The sequence below is a fragment of the Streptomyces rishiriensis genome, assembly GCF_003112535.1.
Lineage (GTDB): Bacteria > Actinomycetota > Actinomycetes > Streptomycetales > Streptomycetaceae > Streptomyces > Streptomyces rishiriensis.
On sequence record NZ_BEWA01000005.1, the window covers coordinates 489,972 to 504,210 of the forward strand.

At 73.3% G+C, this 14,239-nt stretch carries 15 protein-coding genes; 8 read left to right on the plus strand and 7 right to left on the minus strand.

Going from position 1 to position 14,239, the window contains the following annotated elements; all coding sequences use genetic code 11:
* Nucleotides 1-6 precede the first annotated feature (6 nt).
* The 4 genes from Sri02f_RS10770 to Sri02f_RS10785 all read right to left on the minus strand — a co-directional run bounded on the left by Sri02f_RS10770 (nucleotide 7) and on the right by Sri02f_RS10785 (nucleotide 2,805).
* Complete coding sequence (locus tag Sri02f_RS10770) at nucleotides 7-1,728, minus strand: urease subunit alpha (RefSeq protein WP_109000865.1); 1,722 nt, start codon at nucleotides 1,726-1,728, stop codon at nucleotides 7-9.
* Nucleotides 1,721-2,032, minus strand: coding sequence for an urease subunit beta (locus tag Sri02f_RS10775; RefSeq protein WP_109000866.1), 312 nt, complete (start codon nucleotides 2,030-2,032; stop codon nucleotides 1,721-1,723). The genes Sri02f_RS10770 and Sri02f_RS10775 overlap by 8 nt, the downstream gene beginning before the upstream one ends.
* Nucleotides 2,033-2,046: 14 nt before the next feature.
* The gene (locus Sri02f_RS10780) at nucleotides 2,047-2,349 is read right to left on the minus strand and encodes an urease subunit gamma (RefSeq protein ID WP_109001025.1); all 303 of its coding nucleotides are present in this window, start codon (nucleotides 2,347-2,349) and stop codon (nucleotides 2,047-2,049) included.
* A 177-nt stretch (nucleotides 2,350-2,526) separates the two neighbouring features.
* Nucleotides 2,527-2,805, minus strand: a complete 279-nt coding sequence (locus Sri02f_RS10785; protein WP_109000867.1) for a type II toxin-antitoxin system Phd/YefM family antitoxin — start codon at nucleotides 2,803-2,805, stop codon at nucleotides 2,527-2,529.
* 71 nt (nucleotides 2,806-2,876) lie between these two features.
* On the opposite strand from Sri02f_RS10785, the gene Sri02f_RS10790 reads away from it, so the two are divergent.
* From Sri02f_RS10790 to Sri02f_RS10800, 3 genes are all read left to right on the plus strand, one after another.
* A complete protein-coding gene (locus Sri02f_RS10790; RefSeq protein ID WP_109000868.1) occupies nucleotides 2,877-3,524 on the plus strand; it encodes an ATP-dependent Clp protease proteolytic subunit in 648 nt (215 codons plus the stop codon).
* A 7-nt stretch (nucleotides 3,525-3,531) separates the two neighbouring features.
* Nucleotides 3,532-3,837, plus strand: coding sequence for a hypothetical protein (locus Sri02f_RS10795; RefSeq protein ID WP_109000869.1), 306 nt, complete (start codon nucleotides 3,532-3,534; stop codon nucleotides 3,835-3,837).
* Nucleotides 3,838-4,399: 562 nt separating this feature from the next.
* Nucleotides 4,400-4,873 carry a C40 family peptidase gene (locus Sri02f_RS10800; protein WP_109000870.1) on the plus strand — a complete coding sequence of 158 codons (474 nt, stop codon included), beginning with the start codon at nucleotides 4,400-4,402 and terminating at the stop codon, nucleotides 4,871-4,873.
* Between the two features lie 52 nt (nucleotides 4,874-4,925).
* Here the strand turns inward: Sri02f_RS10800 and Sri02f_RS10805 are convergent, their stop codons facing one another.
* The gene (locus tag Sri02f_RS10805) at nucleotides 4,926-5,408 is read right to left on the minus strand and encodes an ATP-binding protein (RefSeq protein ID WP_109000871.1); all 483 of its coding nucleotides are present in this window, start codon (nucleotides 5,406-5,408) and stop codon (nucleotides 4,926-4,928) included.
* A 212-nt stretch (nucleotides 5,409-5,620) separates the two neighbouring features.
* Here Sri02f_RS10805 and Sri02f_RS10810 point away from each other — a divergent pair, with 212 nt between their 5' ends.
* Together Sri02f_RS10810 and Sri02f_RS10815 are read left to right on the plus strand one after the other, a co-directional pair.
* The gene (locus Sri02f_RS10810) at nucleotides 5,621-6,481 is read left to right on the plus strand and encodes a helix-turn-helix domain-containing protein (protein ID WP_109000872.1); all 861 of its coding nucleotides are present in this window, start codon (nucleotides 5,621-5,623) and stop codon (nucleotides 6,479-6,481) included.
* Between the two features lie 9 nt (nucleotides 6,482-6,490).
* Nucleotides 6,491-6,724 carry a DUF397 domain-containing protein gene (locus Sri02f_RS10815; protein ID WP_109000873.1) on the plus strand — a complete coding sequence of 78 codons (234 nt, stop codon included), beginning with the start codon at nucleotides 6,491-6,493 and terminating at the stop codon, nucleotides 6,722-6,724.
* Nucleotides 6,725-6,802: 78 nt separating this feature from the next.
* Here Sri02f_RS10815 and Sri02f_RS10820 read toward each other — a convergent pair whose 3' ends face one another.
* On the minus strand, nucleotides 6,803-7,930 hold the full coding sequence (locus tag Sri02f_RS10820; protein ID WP_109000874.1) for an 8-amino-7-oxononanoate synthase: 1,128 nt from the start codon (nucleotides 7,928-7,930) through the stop codon (nucleotides 6,803-6,805).
* A gap of 148 nt (nucleotides 7,931-8,078) precedes the next feature.
* Here Sri02f_RS10820 and bioB point away from each other — a divergent pair, with 148 nt between their 5' ends.
* Genes bioB through bioD form a run of 3 tightly spaced genes read left to right on the plus strand, consistent with a single transcriptional unit; the run spans nucleotide 8,079 to nucleotide 11,336 of the window.
* Complete coding sequence (gene bioB / locus Sri02f_RS10825; RefSeq protein WP_109000875.1) at nucleotides 8,079-9,329, plus strand: biotin synthase BioB; 1,251 nt, start codon at nucleotides 8,079-8,081, stop codon at nucleotides 9,327-9,329.
* The gene (locus tag Sri02f_RS10830) at nucleotides 9,322-10,611 is read left to right on the plus strand and encodes an adenosylmethionine--8-amino-7-oxononanoate transaminase (RefSeq protein WP_109000876.1); all 1,290 of its coding nucleotides are present in this window, start codon (nucleotides 9,322-9,324) and stop codon (nucleotides 10,609-10,611) included. Before bioB ends, Sri02f_RS10830 begins: the two co-directional genes overlap by 8 nt.
* Nucleotides 10,612-10,613: 2 nt before the next feature.
* The gene (gene bioD / locus Sri02f_RS10835; protein WP_109001026.1) at nucleotides 10,614-11,336 is read left to right on the plus strand and encodes a dethiobiotin synthase; all 723 of its coding nucleotides are present in this window, start codon (nucleotides 10,614-10,616) and stop codon (nucleotides 11,334-11,336) included.
* Nucleotides 11,337-11,610: 274 nt separating this feature from the next.
* Here bioD and Sri02f_RS10840 read toward each other — a convergent pair whose 3' ends face one another.
* The gene (locus Sri02f_RS10840) at nucleotides 11,611-14,157 is read right to left on the minus strand and encodes a helix-turn-helix transcriptional regulator (RefSeq protein WP_245970597.1); all 2,547 of its coding nucleotides are present in this window, start codon (nucleotides 14,155-14,157) and stop codon (nucleotides 11,611-11,613) included.
* Between the last annotated feature and the right edge of the window lie 82 nt (nucleotides 14,158-14,239).

Below are 14,239 nucleotides of genomic sequence, written 5' to 3' on the forward strand. Positions count from 1 at the left end.
GGGAGGTCAGAACAGGAAGTAACGCTGGGCCATGGGAAGTTCGGCGGCCGGAGTCGCCTCGACGAGCTCGCCGTCGATGTGCACGGCGAAGCTGTCGGGGTCGACCCGGACGCGCGGGCGGGCGTCGTTCTCCCGCATGTCCGCCTTGGTCACCCCGCGCGTGGAGTCGATGGCGACGAACTTCTTGCCGAGCTGCAGCCGTTCCGGCAGGCCGTCCTCGATCGCCAGAGGCGCCACGAAGTTGAACGAGTTCGACGCCGGGGCCCGGCCGATCGCGCCGAACATCGGACGCGGCAGGATCGGCTGCGGGGTCGGGATGGAGGCGTTGGCGTCGCCCATCTGCGCGTAGGCGATCTGGCCGCCCTTGAGGACCAGCTGCGGCTTGACGCCGAAGAACGCCGGCTCCCACAGCACCAGGTCGGCGAGCTTGCCGCTCTCGACGGAGCCGATCTCGCGGGCCAGGCCCTGGGCGAGCGCCGGGTTGATCGTGTACTTGGCGACATAGCGCCGAACGCGGTGGTTGTCGGCGCGGCCGTCGCCCGGCAGCGCGCCCCTGCGGCGCTTCATCACGTGCGCCGTCTGCCAGGTCCGCAGTATCACCTCGCCGACCCGGCCCATGGCCTGGGCGTCGGAGGAGATGATCGAGATGGCCCCGAGGTCGTGCAGGACGTCCTCGGCCCCGATCGTGGAGGGCCGGATCCGGGACTCGGCGAACGCCAGGTCCTCGGGGACCGCCGGGTTGAGGTGATGACACACCATCAGCATGTCGAGGTGTTCCTCGGCGGTGTTCACCGTGTAGGGGCGCGTCGGATTCGTCGAGCTGGGCAGCACGTACGACTCGGAGACGACGGTCATGATGTCGGGCGCGTGCCCGCCCCCGGCGCCCTCCGTGTGGTAGGCGTGGATGCCGCGTCCGGCGATCGCGGCGAGCGTGTCGCCCACGAACCCGGCCTCGTTGAGGGTGTCCGTGTGGATGGCCACCTGGATGCCGGTCCGGTCGGCGACGGTCAGCGAGGCGTCGATGACGGCCGGGGTCGAGCCCCAGTCCTCGTGCAGCTTCAGGCCCAGCGCCCCGCCCCGGATCTGGGACAGCATGGCGTCCTGCGAGACGGTGTTGCCCTTGCCGAGGAAGCCGATGTTCAGCGGGTACTGCTCCATCGCCTCCAGCATCCGGGCGAGGTGCCACGGACCGGGGGTCACGGTGGTCGCCTTCGAACCCTCGGCGGGTCCGGTGCCGCCGCCGACCAGGGTGGTGACGCCGGAGGACAGCGCCTCGTCGGCGATCTGGGGGCAGATGAAGTGGACGTGCGCGTCGACCGCGCCGGCCGTCAGGATCCGTCCGTTGCCGGCGATGATCTCGGTCTCCGGACCGATCACCAGGTCCGGGTGGACCCCGTCCATCGTGTCGGGGTTGCCGGCCTTGCCGATGCCGGTGATCCGCCCGTCGCGGATGCCGACGTCGGCCTTCACCACTCCCCAGTGGTCGACGACGACCGCTCCCGTGACGACGGTGTCGGGCGTGCCCTCCGCGCGCGTGGCGCGGGACTGGCCCATCGACTCGCGGACGACCTTGCCGCCGCCGAACACCGCCTCCTCGCCGGCGAGCCCGGGGCCGCCGCAGCGGTCCTCCTCGATCTCGATCAGCAGGTCGGTGTCGGCGAGCCGGATGCGGTCGCCGGTCGTGGGGCCGAACAGGTCGGCGTAGGCGGGACGTGAGATCTCAGGCATCGAGTGCGCCTCCGGTCTCCCCGCGCAGCCCGGGCACGACACGGGCCCCGCCGAGGGCGACGAGTTCGACGTCGACGGGGATCCCGGGCTCGAAGCGCACGGCGGTGCCGGCGGCGACGTTCAGCCGCTTGCCGCGGGCGGCCGCACGGTCGAACTCCAGACCGGGGTTGGCCTCGGCGAAGTGGTAGTGGGAGCCGACCTGGACCGGCCGGTCGGCGGCGTTGAGGACGGTGAGCCGGGTGACCTCCCGGCCCTCGTTGTAGACGATCGCGTCCTCGGCGAAGAGGATCTCTCCGGGAATCACGGCGGCCTCCCCCGTCAGACGATCGGGTCGTGGACGGTGACGAGCTTGGTGCCGTCCGGGAACGTGGCCTCGACCTGGACGTCGTGGATCATCTCGGGGATGCCCTCCATGACGTCGTCGCGGGTCAGCAGCTTGCGACCGGAGGACATGAGCTCGGCGACGGTGCGGCCGTCGCGCGCGCCCTCCAGGATGTGCGACGTGATCAGGGCCACCGCCTCGGGGTGGTTGAGCCTCAGACCGCGGTCACGCCGTTTCCCGGCGACGTCGGCCGCCACGTGGATCAGCAGCCTCTCCTGCTCGTGCGGGGTCAGTTGCACGTCCCACCTCATCCTCGCTCCGGACCGTGCGGGGCCCGGTTGCCGCGGCCACGGGGAGAAAGCCCCTGGTGGCGTGGATCGGCAGGCTAGTGGGACCGCATTTCGAGCAAGTTAACCAAGCTGTGATCGTCCGTCCCCCGGTATACGGCGGGCCGGGGCGCGGTCAGGAGGGCTCGGTCATGACGGGCCCGGTCCCCGGTACTCCGCCGTGACGCCGAACCGGTGCTGTTCGCGGGGAGCGGAGGCGACCTCGCGCACGGCGGTGACCGAACTGATCACCGGCTGCTCCGCCGGCTGGTCGAGTTCGTCGAGTCGCTCCAGGTCGGCGGCGGAGACGAGGGCGACGAGGGGTTTGCCGTGCCGGGTCACGACCACGCGCTCTCCGCCGTACACCACGCGGTTGATCAGGTCGGCGAGTTCAGCCCTGGCTTGCGTCACCGGAATCTCGTAGGCCATACCTCCATTCTAACGTCACGTACGTCCTGTACATTTTTTACAGATGCGCCAGACGCACAAGGAGGGGCACCATGCACCGACCGTCCGCCCGACCGTCCGCTCGTCACGTCCTGCCCGAGTTCACCGAACGCACGAGCGCCGGTCCCCGGACGCTGGATCCGTACGCGAAGCTGCTGGAGGAACGGATCGTCTTCCTGGGGACGCCGATCGACGACGTCTCGGCCAACGACGTGACAGCGCAGTTCATGTACCTGGAGCACAAGGACCCGGACCGGGACATCGCGCTGTACATCAACTCCCCCGGCGGCTCGTTCAGCGCGATGACGGCCCTCTACGACACGATCCGCTTCGTCACCTGCGACGTCTCCACGACCTGCCTGGGCCGGGCGGACTCGACCGCCGCGGTGCTGCTGGCGGCGGGCGCGCCGGGCAAGCGGTTCGCCCTGCCGGGGGCGCGGATGACCGTCCGCCAGCCGGCGCTGCCCGGGCCCGTCGAGGGACAGGCGAGCGACCTCGCCGTCCAGGCCGAGGAGCTGGCGCGCACCCGGGCCGCTCTGGAGGGGATGCTCGTGCGGCACACCGGACGGGCGCCGGAGCAGGTCGCCGCGGACATCGAGCGGGATCTGTTCCTGACCGCCCAGGAGGCCGTGGGATACGGCCTGGTGGACGGGATCGTCCCCAGCCGCAAGGCGTCCGCCGGCTCCCAGGGCCGGGGGTGAGCCGCCGATGGTGCCCGAGCTGCCTCCGCTGCCCGCCCTGACACGCGCCGAGGCCGAGTTGATCGACGGTTACCTGGACGTCGTGGATCTGCTCGGCCGCATCAACCCCGCCCACCACGGCGACACCTATCGCGGACTGCGCGCCGCGCAGGCGCTGGTGGCCAAGGCGACGGCGCTGCGCGACGCGCTGACGCTGATGCACCAGCGGGGCGAGAGCGAACTGCACGCGCCGACGCTCGCGCGGGCGCTGCGCGTCCTGGACGGGGAGCGCCGCACGGCGCGCGTCACGCTGCCCCCGCTCGCCGAGAGTTGACTCCGAGGCACCTCCGGTCCGGACGGCTCGTGGTGTGTGCGTGACGACCGGACCGGAGACGAAACGGCCCAGAAGGCGTACCCCCGTTCGGCAGAGCGTCTACCGTTCCCCCGGACACCGAAAAGTTGCGCAAAAGGACGCTCAGCGAGCGGAACGGGGGGCGTCGTGGCTGGTGGGAGGCTCTGAGGCGGCCCGACACCTGATCACCCATCAGAGTGTTCACCCGAACGGGTGAGTGGTGAGTAACCCCACAAATCCCCGGTTCCATTGGGATTTTCGGACATCGGTGAGCCAAGATCCCTGACTGACGACAAGCCCCCGCCACAAGAGGCGGGGCGGTCCGGGCGGACGCCGAGTCCTGCCGCCGCTCGGATGACCGGTCGACAGAAGTGCATCGGCAGGAGTGGAGGACCCAAGCACGACGGGTCGCCGGCACGGTCGGCTCCGCGAGGAGCCGTCGGGCCGAGCAGCCCTTGGGGTGAAGCCGCATCCGCGGCCGGGCAACTTCGCCAGCCCGAATCCGACAGGTCATCCTTCACAGGCGGCTGACGAAGGGTTGCGCATGACTGCGCTCAATCGTGTCCCGTCGCTCATGGCCCGAGCCGGTACGGCCTCGGCGTTCGCCATCGCCGCCGTGGGCGGCTCGATCGTGGTCCCGGGGCTCGCCTCCGACGCCGCGGCCGCCACACCGGCGGCGAAGGCGCTCCAGATCGCGGCCTCCAAGAAGGGCGCCCCGTACCGGTACGGGGCCACCGGGCCGAAGAGGTTCGACTGCTCGGGGCTCACGCTGTACTCGTACAAGAAGGCCGGCAAGAGCCTGCCGCGTACGGCGGCCCAGCAGTACAACAAGACCAAGCACGTCTCGGCGTCCAGCCGCAAGGCGGGCGACCTGGTCTTCTTCCACTCGGGGTCGAACGTGTACCACGTCGGGATCTACGCGGGTGCGGGCAAGATCTGGCACTCGCCGAAGACCGGCGACGTGGTGAAGCTGCAGAAGATCTGGACCAAGAGCGTCTGGTACGGCCGGGTGCGCTGAGCCGCCGGTCCACCGAGCCTCCCGGGGCGGCGCACGACGTCCTCACGCGCCGTCATCGCCCCGGGATCTCGCCCTCCGCCGGGGCCGCCAGCGCTCCGGCCACCGGCTCCGCCGCCGGAACGGCCCACGGCAGCTCGACGGTGACCGTCTTGCCGCCCTCCCGGGTGGGCCGCACTGCGAGCTTGCCGCCGCACTCCGCGGTCAGCCAGCGAATGATCACCATGCCTCGGCCGTTGTCCTGCTGGACGGCGGCCGGCAGTCGTTTGGGGAAGCGCGGATGACTGTCGGTGACACCGATGCGCAGGTGTTCGTCACGGTCGAGGACGAGACCCACCGTGAAGGTGGGTGACTGCCCGAAGGTGTGCTGTACGGCGTTGGTGGCGAGTTCCGAGACGATCAGCCGGACGGTGTCGGCCGCCTCCGTGTCCGCCGGCAGACCCCATTCGGCGAGGGTGTCGACGACGAATCCGCGGGCCGTGGAGACCGAGGCGGGATCGCTCGGCAGAGTGACGGATGCTTCCAGGTGATCTGCCATGGCGACGTCGTCCCTTTCCCACGGGACCGGAGTCCGACACGGTGCGTGTGGTTCGAGTACGGTCCCGGACTGGTGCTCGTCGCCAGACTGCCATTACCGCGTCGGTCACGGGTGGCGATCCATCAAGATATGCATATATCTGTCGCCCGATGCGGTGAACTCTGCGACGGCAGGGCGTATTCGGTCGGCCCGTGAGGAGTAAGGAGGAGCCTGTGCAGCACGGACCCGCAGTGCGCCGCCGGAAACTGGGCGCGGAACTGCGCACCCTACGCGCCCAGGCCGGCCTCACCAGTGGTGAGGCTGCCCGCCTCGTGGGCTGGCACCAGTCCAAGGTGAGCCGCATCGAGACCGGCATCAGCGGATCAAAACCGGCCGATGTGCGGTTACTCCTCGACGTCTACGGCGTGACCGATCAGCGCCTGCGGGATCTGATGCTGGCCCTCGCGGGCGCGGGCGACGGCGGTGGCCGGGACCACTGGTGGCACGCCTACCGCGGGGTGCTGCCGCCCGCGTACCGGGACTTCATCAGCCTGGAGGCGCAGGCGAGCGCGATGCGCACGCTGGAGACGAGCGTGGTGCCGGGTCTGCTGCAGACGCCCGAGTACGCGCGTGCGGTGACCAGCGCGGCCGTGGAGGGGGCCGAGGAGGAGCAGCTCGACACCCTGGTGGAGGTGCGGATGGCCCGACAGGACGTGCTGCGGGCGCAGCCGCCGCTGGAGCTCGACGCGGTGCTGGACGAGGCGGTGCTGCGGCGGGAGGTCGGCGGCCCAGAGGTGATGGCCCGCCAGCTCGGCCGGCTCGTGGAGGCCGCCCGGCTGCCCCAGGTGCGGTTGCAGGTTCTGCCGTTCTCGGCCGGAGCGCATATCGGGGTAACCGGCCCTTTCGTTATCTTCTCATTTTCGCGCACTTCTGATCTGGATGTGGTCGTTCTCGACCACTTGACGAGTAGCCTCTATCTCGAACGGAAAGAAGACCTCCAGGCCTACACCGAGGCCTTCAACGCCCTTGGGACGCACGCCCTTTCGCCCGAGGACTCATCTGATTACATCGCCGCGATAGCCGACGGCGCGTAAGGAGGCACCATGTCCGCAGTTCCGCGGAACGTACCTTCCAGTACCGATTCCGACCTCCTCCCGAAGGTGCGGTGGCTGCGCAGCAGCTACAGCACGGGAGCCAACAACTGCGTGGAGACGGCCCGGCCGGCCAGCGGCCCCTGGGCCGGGCTGCTCGCCGTACGCGACTCCAAGGACCCGGCCGGACCCGCCCTGCTCTTCTCCCCCGAGAGCTGGACGGGCTTCACGACTGCTTTGCGCTGAACGCGACAACGTAGTCGGCCACCCGTCGGCGGCGACCCACGGCCGTGTCACGCCGACCCACGGCCGTGTCACGCCGGCTCATGGCCGTGTCTCGCCGATCACCCGGACAGCGTGTTCCAGCTCCGCCCCGGAGAGGTCCGCCCGGGCGGTCAGCCTGATGCGTGAGATGCCGTCGGGCACGGAGGGAGGACGGAAGCACCCGACGGCCAGACCTGCCGACCGGCAGTCCGCCGCCCACCGCAGGGCCTGCTCCGGGGACGGCGCACGCACGGAGACGACCGCGGCGTCGGGGCGTACCGCCTCCAGACCCGCGGCCGTCAGGCGTGCGTACAGCTCGCCCGCCACCGCACGTGCACGCCCGGCGCGCTCCGGCTCCCGCCGCAGCAGTCGCAGGGCGGCCAGCGCCGCGCCCGCCGCGGCCGGGGCCAGGCCCGTGTCGAAGATGAACGTGCGGGCCGCGTTCACCAGGTGCTCGATCACCCGCGCGGGCCCCAGCACGGCGCCTCCCTGGCTGCCGAGGGACTTGGACAGCGTGACCGTGACGACCACGTCGTCCGCGCCCGCCAGACCCGCCGCGAACGGCGCGCCCTGTCCGCCGTCCCCGAGCACGCCGAGCCCATGGGCGTCGTCCACCACCAGTCCCGCGCCGTGCTCGCGGCAGGCGGCCGCCAGAGCGGCCAGCGGGGCGGCGTCGCCGTCGACCGAGAAGACCGTGTCGGAGACGGCCACGGCCGGCCCGTCGTGGGTGCCGAGGGCCTTGCGGACGGCCTCCGGGTCGGCGTGCGCGACGACCTGGACGGCGCCGCGGGCCAGCCGGCAGCCGTCGATGAGCGAGGCGTGGTTGCCCGCGTCGGAGACGATCAGCGAGCCGTGCGGCGCCAGCGCGGTCACCGCGGCGAGGTTGGCCGCGTACCCGGAGGAGAAGACGAGGGCCGCCTCGAAGCCGCAGTGCTCCGCGAGCTCCCGCTCCAGTTCGGCGTGCAGCTCGGTGGTGCCGGTGACGAGCCGGGAGCCGGTGGCGCCGCCGCCCCAGGTCCGGGCCGCCGCCGCGGCGCCCGCCACGACCTCGGGATGACGGGCCAGACCCAGGTAGTCGTTGCTCGCGAGGTCCACGAGCGGCGAGTCGGCCGGGCGGGCCCGCAGGGTCCGCACGAGTCCGGCCCGGCGGCGCAGCTCCGCCTGTTCGTCGATCCAGCCGAACGCCATGGGTCCTCCGGGGCTTTTGTAGGTAGCGGACAGACACTAGCGGCAGCGATCGCCGACTTCGGTGTGGCAATACCCACACGTCGAACCGGGTGTGTTGTGCGATCCCTACCTTGGCCCGGAGCGGGTCCGTAGGACAGGATCGGCTCTCATGGACCTGCTGAACACGCTGGTGGACAAGGGGCTTCGGCGCGAGCTGCCGACCCGCGAGGAAGCTCTGGCCGTCCTGGCCACCTCCGACGACGACGTGCTGGACGTGGTGGCCGCGGCCGGGAAGGTGCGCCGCCACTGGTTCGGGCGTCGCGTGAAGCTCAACTACCTGGTCAACCTGAAGTCGGGCCTGTGCCCCGAGGACTGCTCCTACTGTTCGCAGCGGCTCGGCTCCACCGCCGGGATCCTGAAGTACACCTGGCTCAAGCCCGACGAGGCCTCCAAGGCCGCGGCGGCCGGCCTCGCGGGCGGCGCCAAGCGCGTCTGCCTGGTGGCGTCCGGACGCGGCCCGACCGACCGCGACGTCGACCGGGTGGCCGGCACCATCAAGGCCATCAAGGAGCAGAACGAGGGCGTCGAGGTGTGCGCCTGTCTGGGTCTGCTCTCCGACGGCCAGGCCGAGCGGCTGCGCGAGGCGGGCGCCGACGCCTACAACCACAACCTCAACACGTCCGAGTCGACGTACGGGGACATCACGACCACCCACACCTACGCCGACCGGGTGGACACGGTCACCAAGGCCCACGCGGCCGGCCTGTCGGCCTGCTCGGGTCTGATCGCCGGCATGGGCGAGTCGGACGAGGACCTCGTGGACGTCGTCTACTCGCTGCGGGAGCTGGACCCGGACTCGGTCCCGGTCAACTTCCTCATCCCGGTGGAGGGCACCCCGCTGGCCAAGGAGTGGAACCTCACCCCGCAGCGCTGTCTGCGGATCCTGGCCATGGTCCGGTTCGTGTGCCCGGACGTCGAGGTGCGCATCGCGGGCGGCCGCGAGGTGCACCTGCGCACCATGCAGCCGCTCGCCCTGAACCTGGCCAACTCGATCTTCCTCGGCGACTACCTCACCACCGAAGGCCAGGCCGGCAGGGCCGACCTGGAGATGATCGCGGACGCCGGGTTCGAGGTGGAGGGAGCGGAGCAGGTCACGCTGCCCGAGCACCGGGCGGCGACGGCGGGCGCGGGCTGCGGATCCCACGACGGCGGCTGCGGCGCGCAGGAGTCCGCCGGGTGCGGCGCGCACGAGGGCTCCGGGTGCGGCTCGCACGAGGGCGGCGGCGTCTGCGGCTCGGCTCCGGCCGCCGCGGCTGCCTCCGCCGCGCCTCTCGCCGCGTCGGCGGCGGGCGAGGCTCGTACCGATCTGGTCGCCGTGCGCCGCCGAGGCGCCGGCACCGATCTCGCGCCCAATGCCTGAGCGGTCGCCGCTCGGCGTGCCCGAGCTGCTGGACCTCGACCGGCGGCATGTGTGGCACCCGTACGGTCCGATGCCCGGTCGGGTCGATCCGCTCGTCGTCGAGTCGGCGAGCGGGGTCCGGCTGCGGATGGCGGACGGCTCCGGCGAACTGGTCGACGGCATGGCGTCCTGGTGGTCGGCGATCCACGGCTACAACCACCCGGTGCTCAACGAGGCCGTGCGCGAGCAGCTGGGGCGGATGAGTCATGTGATGTTCGGCGGGCTCACCCATGAGCCCGCCGTGCGGCTGGCGAAACTCCTTGTCGACATGTCGCCCGACGGTCTGGAGCACGTCTTCCTCGCCGACTCGGGCTCGGTGTCGGTCGAGGTCGCGGTGAAGATGTGCCTGCAGTACTGGCGTTCGCTGGGCCGGCCGGGCAAGCAGCGGCTGCTGACCTGGCGCGGCGGCTATCACGGCGACACCTGGCAGCCGATGTCCGTGTGCGACCCCGACGGGGGGATGCACGACCTGTGGACCGGCCTGCTCCCCCGGCAGGTCTTCGTCGACGCGCCGCCGGCCGAGTACGGCGAGGCGTACGCCGAGACCCTGCGCGCGGCGATCGAGCGGCACGCCGACGAACTGGCCGCGGTCGTCGTGGAGCCGGTCGTGCAGGGCGCGGGCGGGATGCGCTTCCACTCCCCCGGGTATCTGCGGGTCCTGCGCGAGGCGTGCGACGCGCACGGCGTGCTGCTGGTGTTCGACGAGATCGCCACCGGCTTCGGCCGCACGGGCGCGCTGTTCGCGGCGGGGCACGCCGCCGTGACGCCGGACGTGATGTGTGTCGGCAAGGCCCTGACCGGCGGCTATCTGACGATGGCTGCGGCCCTGTGCACCTCCCGGGTGGCCGAGGGGATCTCGCGGGGCGAGGTGCCGGTGCTGGCGCACGGGCCGACGTTCATGGGAAATCCGCTGGCCGCGGCCGTCGCCTGCGCCTCGATCGAGCTGCTGCTCGGCCAGGACTGGCTCGCGGAGGTCAAGCGGATCGAGACCGGGCTGCGCGACGGGCTCGCGCCGGCGCGGGAGCTCGCGGGGGTGAGCGACGTACGGGTCCTCGGCGCCGTCGGCGTCGTCCAGCTCGATCACGCCGTGGACATGAAGGCCGCCACGGACGCCGCCGTGCGCGAGGGCGTCTGGCTGCGGCCGTTCCGCGACCTGATCTACACGATGCCCCCGTACGTCACCGGTGACGTGGACGTGGCACGGATCGCGCGCGCGGTGTGCGCCGCGGCGCGGGAGGGATGAACATGCCGATCCTGGTGATCACGGGGACGGGCACGGAGGTCGGAAAGACCGTCACGACCGCCGCGGTCGCCGCCTGCGCGCTGGCGGCGGGCCGGTCGGTGGCCGTGCTGAAGGCCGCCCAGACCGGTGTACGGCCCGACGAGCGCGGGGACGCCGACGAGGTCGCGCGGCTCGTGGGACCGCTCACCACGGCCGAAATCGCCCGCTACCCCGAGCCGTTGGCGCCGGGCACGGCGGCGCGGCGGGCGGGACTGCCGCCGGTGCGGCCGCAGGACGTGGCGGAGGCGGCGCAGAAGCTGGCCGCGGAGCACGACCTGGTGCTCGTCGAGGGAGCGGGCGGGCTGCTCGTGCGGTTCGACGAGGCGGGCGGCACGCTGGCCGACGCGGCGCAGTCGCTGCGGGCTCCGGTGCTGGTCGTGGCCTCGGCCGGCCTGGGCACGCTGAACACGACGGAACTGACGGCCCGTGAACTACGTTCCCGGGAGCTGGAGTTGCTGGGGGTGGTCATCGGCAGCTGGCCCGACGCCCCTGATCTGGCGACTCGTTGCAACGTCACGGACCTGCCGGAGGTGGCCGGCGCCCCGCTGCTGGGGGCGCTGCCCGCGGGGTCCGGCGCGCTGGCTCCCGCCGACTTCCGCGGCGCGGCGCGCGGTTGGCTGGCGCCGCGGCTGGACGGGACGTGGGAGGCGGAGGCCTTCCGGAAGCGGACGGGCTCGGCGTCCTAGAAGGACGCACGGGCGCCGCCCGGCCGGTCCGGAGGAAGGCGCGCGAAGGGCCGCGTCCGCCCTCAGGTCCGGCGGTCTGAAAGCCGGTCTGAACGTCGGCGTCCTGCCGCGGGGACGGCCTGTCGCGTGAACTCGGCGCGTCGGTCGCCGCACCCACGCGAACGACGGCGAGCGGGGCCCGTCGCGACGGGCCCCGCTTCGTCAGATCGTCGGCCTGGTGCGGAGCCGGGGTTTCCCCGGGTTTCCCCCCCGCGGGGTCGGCCTTGCGAGGCTCCTAGCCGTCGTCCGAGTCCGCCAGCAGGCGCACCAGGTCGATGCGGGACCGGATGCCCAGCCGGGTGAAGACGCCGCGCAGATGATGGTCGATGGTGCGTGGGCTGAGGGCCAGCCGGGCGGCGATCTCGCGGTTGGTGGCGCCGTCGGCGGCCATGCGGGCGATGAGCAGTTGCTGCGCGGTCAGGTGGGTCTCGCGGGCGCCCGCGCGCGTCGAGGCGGCAGGGGCGCCCAGGGCGCGCAGTTCGGCGCGGGCGCCCTCCGCGCAGTGCGGGGCGTGGAAGGACTCGAACGCCTGCAGGGCGCTGTGCAGCCGGTCGCGCGCCTCCGTGCGGCGACGCAGTCTGCGAAGCGCGCTGCCGAACAGCAGTTCCGTGCGGGCGCGTTCGAAGGCGCGGTCGCCGTCCGCGTGCAGGTCGAGGGCCGTGGCGTAGTGCGGGAGGGCGTCCGCGCCGGGGGTGAGCAGGGCCCGGCACCTGGCGCTGAGGGCCAGGTCGTCGGGGCTGCCCACGGCGCGGGCCCAGCGGTCGTAGTCGGCGTGCGCGGCGCGCGCGACGCGGGTGTCGCCGGTGCGGGCGGCCGCCTCCACGTAGTGCGGGGTGGCGAGGTGGCGGACGGCCCGGTGACCGTGGCCGGGGCCGGAGGCGGCGAGGGCACGCAGCCGGGCGGCGGTGGCGTCGTAGCGGCCGTTGGCGAGGTCGAGGAAGGCGAGGGCCCACTGCGCCAGCCCGGCGGGCAGGCCCAGACCGTGCGCGAGGGCGTACGAGCGGGCGGCCGCGGCCCGCTCCCGGCACAGCTCGGCGTCGCCGGTGAGGGCGGCGAACATCGCGAGAGCCGCCTGCAGATGACAGGCGCCGTTGTCCTGTCCGGTGGCGTACGCCTGACGCAGGGCGTCCAGCGCGGCGGCCTCGGCGGCGTGCGGGCGGCCGGTCCAGAAGTCGGCGTAGGCACGGAACTCCATGGCCTGGGACACGTGGACGGTGACGCCCCGGGCGCGGGCGGCGGCCGCCGCCCGGACGGCGGCGGTGGCGGCCCGGGTGTGGTCGCCGAGCATCAGGGCGGCGATGCCCGCGTGGACGAGCAGAGTGGGATCGCCGCCCGGCCCGCACCGGCCGGCGGTCGCCTCCAGCAGGTCGCGCGCGTCCTCGTACCGCCCGTCGACGGCCGCCGCGAGCCCGCCCAGCACACCGGGCGGGTCGATGCCCGACTCCCGCGCCGCCAGCACCGCTTCGCGGCATCGACGCAGATCACCCGTGTAGACGGCGGCCTCGGCGGCCCGCGCCAGGAGATGTACGGCGGACTCGCCCGGAGCGACGGCGGCCCGGACGGCGGGACCACCGCCGTCGGCTCGCCTCCCGCCGTCCTCGACGATCCGCGCCGGGACCCGCGGCCCGGACGCCCGAACTCCCGGCTCCACCCGGCCGCCCGAGCCCGCTCGCCCGTCCCGGGGGCCGGCCGCTCCCCGCGCCCCGTCGAAAGCGGTCGTCCCGCCGACGACGCCCCCGCCATCCGCCACCCCCGACCCGGCGGCCCCGACGCCCCCGCTCGCCAGGCTCTCCGCGCTCTCTGCCCCTTCCGGGCCACTCGCCGCGTCCTCTGTGCGCGGCGCGGGCTGGGGCTCGTTCACCGTCGGGGCGGCGAGGGCCGGGTGGGGGGCGGCCGGTGCGGGGCGGGGGCCGGCGGCTCGGGAGGCTCCGGCCAGCAGGGCGTCGAAGGCCTCCCCCGCGTGGCCCGTGCGCAGGGCGAGGACGCCGGTGACGGCGTCGGCGTCCGTGCGGGCGGCCAGGGTGCGGGCCCGGTCGCTCTCGCCGGCGAGCCAGGCATCGTGCGCCGCGCGGGCGAGCAGACGGGGCCGTTCGCGGGGGTCGGTGCAGAGCGCGGCGGCGCGTTCGGCGAGGGCGCAGGCGAGCGCCGGGTCACCGGCGGACCGGGCCCGGGCGGCGCCCGCCGCCAGTTCCGCGGCGAGCCGACCGCTCGGGCCGAGCGCGCCCGCGCCCCGGTGCCAGGCGCGCCGGGGCGCCTCGGCCGGCCCGTGCAGGACGCGGGCGAGCAGCCGGTGGACGTCACGCCGGTCGGCCGGGGAGGCCGTCTCGTAGGCGGCGATCCGGGTCCAGGCGTCACGGAAGCCGACCCCGCCGGCCGTGGCGTACGCGACGCCCGCCGCCTCGGCGGCCTCCAGCGGGCGGGTGTCGAGGCGCACGGCCGCGACGGCCCGCAGGAAGGCGTGGGTGGCCACCGGGTACTGGTCGGCCGCGGCCAGCAGCAGCACCAGGCGGGTGTCGTCGGGCAGCGCCCGCACCTCCCGGCGGTGGGCGGCCAGCCGCTCGGGGGCGAGGTCGACGGGTTCGGCCGGCAGCGGGTCGAGGCCGGCCGCCTGCCGCTCGGTCAGCCGGCCCGCCGCTTCGACGGCGGCCCGCGGGTCGCCGTGCACCAGGCGCAGCACACGGACCCGGACGCCTTCGGGCAGCGCGGCGACCGGGCGCGGACCGGCGCCCGCGAGCGCCGGTGACGAAGTGCCGCCGAGAGGTGGGGGGTTCACCGGGGTCACCACCCAACTGACGTTACTGGCGAGTTACTTGAACCGTAAAGACCGGCGACTTCACCGATGCGGCGCGCGTAGACCCCCACGG

Bases quoted from the DNA above. Each gene is read 5' to 3' on its own strand.
- Sri02f_RS10805 (WP_109000871.1), bottom strand. From the start codon at position 5,408: ATGGCAGATCACCTGGAAGCATCCGTCACTCTGCCGAGCGATCCCGCC.
- Sri02f_RS10815 (WP_109000873.1), top strand. From the start codon at position 6,491: ATGTCCGCAGTTCCGCGGAACGTACCTTCCAGTACCGATTCCGACCTC.
- Sri02f_RS10830 (WP_109000876.1), top strand. From the start codon at position 9,322: ATGCCTGAGCGGTCGCCGCTCGGCGTGCCCGAGCTGCTGGACCTCGAC.
- Sri02f_RS10770 (WP_109000865.1), bottom strand. From the start codon at position 1,728: ATGCCTGAGATCTCACGTCCCGCCTACGCCGACCTGTTCGGCCCCACG.
- Sri02f_RS10820 (WP_109000874.1), bottom strand. From the start codon at position 7,930: ATGGCGTTCGGCTGGATCGACGAACAGGCGGAGCTGCGCCGCCGGGCC.
- Sri02f_RS10785 (WP_109000867.1), bottom strand. From the start codon at position 2,805: ATGGCCTACGAGATTCCGGTGACGCAAGCCAGGGCTGAACTCGCCGAC.
- bioD (WP_109001026.1), top strand. From the start codon at position 10,614: ATGCCGATCCTGGTGATCACGGGGACGGGCACGGAGGTCGGAAAGACC.
- Sri02f_RS10795 (WP_109000869.1), top strand. From the start codon at position 3,532: ATGGTGCCCGAGCTGCCTCCGCTGCCCGCCCTGACACGCGCCGAGGCC.
- Sri02f_RS10800 (WP_109000870.1), top strand. From the start codon at position 4,400: ATGACTGCGCTCAATCGTGTCCCGTCGCTCATGGCCCGAGCCGGTACG.
- Sri02f_RS10790 (WP_109000868.1), top strand. From the start codon at position 2,877: ATGCACCGACCGTCCGCCCGACCGTCCGCTCGTCACGTCCTGCCCGAG.
- bioB (WP_109000875.1), top strand. From the start codon at position 8,079: ATGGACCTGCTGAACACGCTGGTGGACAAGGGGCTTCGGCGCGAGCTG.